5 protein-coding genes are annotated in these 5,373 nt (G+C 64.4%); all 5 read right to left on the bottom strand.

Annotation, left to right across the window (positions count from 1 at the left end; all coding sequences use genetic code 11):
- Nucleotides 1-192 (bottom strand): helix-turn-helix domain-containing protein (locus tag AC1D2K_RS29070; protein WP_478093185.1); only part of this gene is annotated, 192 nt, incomplete at its 3' end.
- A gap of 129 nt (nucleotides 193-321) precedes the next feature.
- Entirely contained in the window at nucleotides 322-1,572 is a 1,251-nt protein-coding gene (locus AC1D2K_RS29065; RefSeq protein ID WP_478093184.1) for an MFS transporter, read from the bottom strand.
- A 151-nt stretch (nucleotides 1,573-1,723) separates the two neighbouring features.
- On the bottom strand, nucleotides 1,724-3,352 hold the full coding sequence (locus AC1D2K_RS29060; protein ID WP_478093182.1) for a 3-(methylthio)propionyl-CoA ligase: 1,629 nt from the start codon (nucleotides 3,350-3,352) through the stop codon (nucleotides 1,724-1,726).
- An 11-nt stretch (nucleotides 3,353-3,363) separates the two neighbouring features.
- Entirely contained in the window at nucleotides 3,364-4,707 is a 1,344-nt protein-coding gene (locus tag AC1D2K_RS29055) for an aconitase X (RefSeq protein ID WP_478093180.1), read from the bottom strand.
- A 39-nt stretch (nucleotides 4,708-4,746) separates the two neighbouring features.
- Nucleotides 4,747-5,190: an aconitase X swivel domain-containing protein gene (locus tag AC1D2K_RS29050; protein ID WP_478093178.1), complete on the bottom strand. Its 444-nt coding sequence runs from the start codon at nucleotides 5,188-5,190 to the stop codon at nucleotides 4,747-4,749.
- Between the last annotated feature and the right edge of the window lie 183 nt (nucleotides 5,191-5,373).

The following is a 5,373-nucleotide window of genomic DNA, read 5'->3' as shown; positions in this document are numbered from 1 at the left end:
GAGGTGGCCCGCGTCGGTCAGGCTGACCGAGCGTGTCGAGCGATTGAGCAGCCGTACGCCGAACCGGGTCTCCAGCAGCGCCACGTACTTGCTGGCGTTGGCCTTGGACATCCCGAGCGAGTGGGCGGCACGGGAGAAGCTGCCGCGCAGGGCGACTTCGCGAAAGGTCTCAAGCAGGTCCTGGCCGTCCATGGCGCTCCATTGATTCTGTTTCTCTTGTGTGCTTGGGTGGGCTGCTCAGTGGGATGGTTTCGCCTCGACGCCGAAGGCTGCCGCAGACCGTGGTGCGCGAAGCGCCCGCCGACAACGTGCTGGACCGCGTCAAGCTGCGAGTTGTGGTTCAGGCAGACTTGTGTGATCGACAAGCGGGCTTGCGGCCCGCTCGACATCGCGCTCGTAGGTACGGGAACCGATGACCAGCATCCAGGCGGCAGCGATCCCGAACACGGGTGTCACGGCCAATGCCGTCTGCAGCCCGAAGGCATCGGACAGCGCCCCCCCAATGAGCGGCCCCATGGCCATGCCGAACAGGTTCTGGAGCAACCCGAGGATCGAAGCGCCCGTGGCGCGAAAGCCGGGGTGAACGACGTTCATGACAATGGCAGCAGAAGGACCGGCGGTACAGGTCGCAAAGAAGCCGCCAAGGGCAAACAACGCGAACTGCACCTGGTTGGAGAGCTGCACGCCGAGCAACGGCAGACCGAACGCGGCGCCAAGGACGGCTGTCGAGATCAGGCACAACACGCCCATCGAAAGCACCCGGGCACGCGGGTAGCGCTTTCCGGCCATGTCACACACGACGCCCCAGATCACACTGCCCAGCGCGCCGCACAGCACGACAAGCGCGGCGTGCACTCCCGCCTGTGCAGGCGCGATCCCATGCACACGATTCAGGAAACTCGGCAGCCAGGCCCACATCGACGACAAGACGATGAGTTGCACGGCGCTCCCGATGCCGACCCACAGCAGCGTCGGCGACCGCTTCAGTGCCTCGAAGGCCGCGCGGAAGACGCCGACCGCTGAGCGCGTGGCTCCCTGGGCATGCGTGCCGACGTCGACCGTTTGGTAGTCGCGCACCTTGATGTAGGCCAGACTCACCAGGAGGCCAGGAATGCCGACCACGCCGAACGCCGCCTGCCAACCCCAGCGCGCCGCGATGACGCCGCCGAGCGCGACGCCCAGCACGGAGCCCACGGAGGCGGCCGCCATGAAGCTGCCCATCAGCGCGCTGCGCATCCGGTCGGGGAAGTGGGTCGCAATCAGTGCGGCGCCCACCGCACCGTAGCCGGCCTCTCCGACGCCGACCACAGCGCGCGCCGCCAAGAGCGCGCTGTAGTTGCGCGTGAACATGCAAGAGATCGAGGCGATGCTCCACACCGTGGCCATCGTCACGATGCTCTTGACGCGGCTCACGCGGTCGGCAACGAGCGACACCGGAAGCGCGCAGGCGGCGAGGACGATCGAGAGGGCCGAAACCAGGGCGCCGAGCTGCTTGTCCGAGAGGCCCCAATCCGCCTTCATGTACGGGAACAGCGAGACGATGACCTGGCGATCGATGTAGTCGAAGAGCATCAGCCCAATGGTCATCGCAAAGGCGAACCACGCCTGGCGCGGCCCGAACAGGTAGCCGTCATTCGGCTTTGAGCTGGTAGTTTGGATATTCACTTTGTCTCCTTCGTTGTAGATATGCGGCGCCCGAGAGCGTGGTGTGGATCTTCCGAACTCAGGCTGTCGGCAGCAGGTAGTCGCGGAAGTTCTCGCGCAGCCGGTTCTTCAGCATCTTCCCCGTGGCGCCCAGCGGAATGCTGTCGACGAATGCCACGTCGTCCGGCGTCCACCACTTGGCGATCCGTCCGTCGAAGAAGGCGAGAAGTTCGTCGCGCGTCACCTCGGCGCCCGGCTTCCTCGCCACCACCAGCAGCGGGCGCTCGTCCCACTTCGGGTGCTTGACGCCGATGCACGCGGCCATCGCCACTGCCGGGTGGGCCATTGCAATGTTTTCGAGGTCGATCGATCCGATCCACTCGCCGCCGGACTTGATGACGTCCTTGCTGCGGTCGGTGATCTGCATGAATCCGTCGGCATCGATCGTCGCGACGTCGCCCGTCGGGAACCACCCCTCGACCAGGGGATCACCGCCTTCGCCCTTGAAGTAGGCGGCAATGACCCAGGGACCGCGCACCATGAGCTCGCCCGAAGTCTGGCCATCGCGCGGGAGTTCGCTGCCGTGCTCATCGACAATCTTCATGTCGATGCCGTACAGAGAGCGCCCCTGCTTCGCCTGCAGCGCCCGGCGCTGCGCCGCGTCAAGGCCCGCATGCTTGCCCTTGAGTTTTCCCAGCGCACCCATCGGGCTCAGCTCGGTCATGCCCCAGGCATGGATCACCTGGACGCCGTACTTGTCCTCGAAGGCATCCATCATGGCCGGCGGGCAGGTCGAGCCGCCGATCACGGTGCGCTTCATGGTGCTGAACTTCAGGTTGTTGGCTTCGACATGCGCCAGCAAGCCCTGCCACACGGTCGGCACGCCTGCCGACATGGTCACGCCTTCGGTCTCGAACAGCTCGTGCAGCGACTTGCCATCCATCCATGGGCCGGGGAACACGAGCTTGGCGCCGACCATGCACGCCACATAGGGCAGGCCCCAGGCGTTGACGTGGAACATCGGCACGACCGGCAGGATCGTGTCGCGCGAAGAGCAGTCGARCGAATCCGGCAATGCGSTGGCRTAGGTGTGCARCACCGTGGACCGGTGGCTGTACAGCGCGCCCTTGGGRTTGCCGGTGGTGCCCGASGTGTAGCACAGYGACGAGGCCGTGTTTTCGTCGAACACCGGCCASKTGAATTSCGGGGAATGCGCGTCGATCAGGTCCTCRTAGCACAACAGGTTCGGGATCRTCGACGMCACCGGCATGWRSTCCCGGCTGGTCATGGCAACGAATGCCTTGATGGTTTTCACGCGCGAGGCGATCGCCTCGACCAGCGGCAGGAAGGTCAGGTCGAAGAACAGCACCTGGTCTTCGGCATGGTCGGCRATCCACACGACCTGGTCCGGATGCAACCGAGGATTGAGCGTGTGCAGCACGGCGCCGGATCCCGACACCGCGTAGTACAGCTCCATGTGGCGGTAGCCATTCCATGCGAGCGTTGCGACGCGATCGCCGAAGCGGATGCCGTTCGCGGCCAGCGCGTTGGCCATGCGGCGCGCTCGCTGGGCGAGGTCGCCGTAGGTCTGGCGATGCAGGTCGCCTTCGACGCGGCGCGAGACGATTTCCTGGTCGCCATGGTGGCGCTCCGCATGATTGAGGAGCGTCGAGATCAGCAGCGGCTGCTGCATCATGTTTGCGTTCATGATGGTTCCTCTTACCAGCGGGTAGACACGAACCGGCCGTTCACGGCCGCGTCGATGAGATCGGGAACCGCACCGAAGTGCCAGCCCTGTCCGAAGCCGCCGCCGAGCTTGACGTACTTGAAGCTGTTCGTCGCGATGTTGAGGTCGTGACTCCAGGTGCGCACCGGGTTCATGCCCATGCACGTGGAGTGATAGATCTTTCCGCCGGCGTCCTCGATGATCTTGGCCTCGCCGTTGTCTCTGGCCATGTGGTAGGACGGAGTGTCGGTCTGCACCCACATGTGCACGTTCGAGCTCACCTTGCGGCCCTTGATCAGGCCGGCGATCTGGCGAATCTCGTGGTACGTCAGGTGCGGGCAGCCGAAGACGACGATGTCCACCTTGTCGCTCTTGGCCGAGTCGAGTTTGCGGTAGTACTCCCGCACGTCGTCCAGCGTCACGATGTGCTTCTCGACGTTCGCCGGGACCTTGCCGCCGAACGCGGCTTCCAGCGTGCGCGACTCGGGCAGGGCCGAGCCGATGATGTGCAGCATCGGGTCGTTCATTCCCGCGGAGACGCAACCCGACAGGCACTTGCCGGCCGTCGGGCTCAGCAGCGGCGGCATGTTGACGACAGCCGGGATGCGGTTGCCACCCTTTTCGGCAATGACGGCGCCCAGGGCCGCCCAGTCCGCCGGGTCGGTCATCTTCTCCTTGACCTCGTCGGTGAGTTCGACGATCACCTTCGCGAGCCGGTTTTCGTCGAGCAGCATGCCGTATTTGGGCAGGTAGCCGGTATAGCCGGCATACACGGTGTTGACCGTGCTCTCGCGGTTGCTGCGCGCACCGACGAAGGTGTTCAGATAGGCGGCGACGCTGGACTCGGAGGAGGCGCAGAACTCGCCGTACCTCGGCGTGCGGGTGGTGAGGTGCGAATTGCACGACTGCGACATGATCCAGCCGTGCGCCTTCAGCGCGTCATGGCCGCGCACATAGCCGTCGTAGATGTCCTTGGGCAGCTTGTAGCTGCCGTCGCCCCACGAGAAGTTCCACGGGTAGCCGGGCTCCTCGTACTTGTCGATCTGGACGAGATACGGGTCGTTCAGGCAGATCGTCTTGCTCTCGTCGGCGACGCGGGCATCCTTGATCTCGATGAATTTGTCGTACAGCGGGCTGTGGCCCATGTCGAAGGTCGAGAGGTCGGGATGCGACCGGTCCTTCATCTCTATCGGACAGACGTTGAGGACGAAGGACAGCGGCACCATCTCCTCGGCGCCGACAGCCTTGCCAAAGTCCACCAGCTTTTCCAGCGCGAAGCGCCGTGCCTCGCCAAACTTTCCATCCAGCATTTCCTGCTGGTTTCGATCGAGCTTCATATAGTCCTCGTGTAATTCAAATGGGGGTTGGACAAGGCATCAGGCCGATGCTTTGCGCGTGATCGTGACGGTGGCTTCCTTGCCGACTTCGTCGGCGCGGATCTCCACCCAGTCACCTGTGCGGATCTCCTGGAGGGGGTCGCCGTCGAGGCAGTCCACCGCGGGAATCTCGCCGGCGATGGCGCCCGCGATGTCGATGTCGTGCACGTTGCGGCAGACGATGCCGGTCGGGCCGACCTTGGACACCTGGCACTTGTAGTACAGGCCCACCGAGCCCAGCGTCGTGCCGGACACGGTCGGGTACACCATGATCCTGCCCTTCACGCACTGGCCGTTCAGCGGGTTCTCGTAGGCACCGATGATTCCGCCGTCATTGGTGACCGTGTTGTAGCCCCACCCGAATCGCATTTCACTGACGAGAGCCTCACCGCTGGCCCGCCCCTTGGAGCGGGCAATGCCCTTCATTACTTTCACGTGTTCCATGTTTGTCTCCATGTTCTTCAGCCTGCTCAGATCAACATGCCGCCGTTCGGCGAAATGACCTGCCCGGCCAGGTAATGCTCGCCCGCCAGGTGCACGACCGTGGCGGCGTACTCTTCGGGGGTGCCCATCCGTCCGGAGGGCACGAGCTGCAAGAAGCGATTGCGGCCTTCCTCGCCCATCTTC

It is taken from the genome of Variovorax sp. P1_H12_2 (assembly GCF_056405335.1).
The sequence above is the reverse complement of the archived record's forward strand: the minus strand, read 5'-3'. Positions and strand labels throughout refer to the sequence as shown.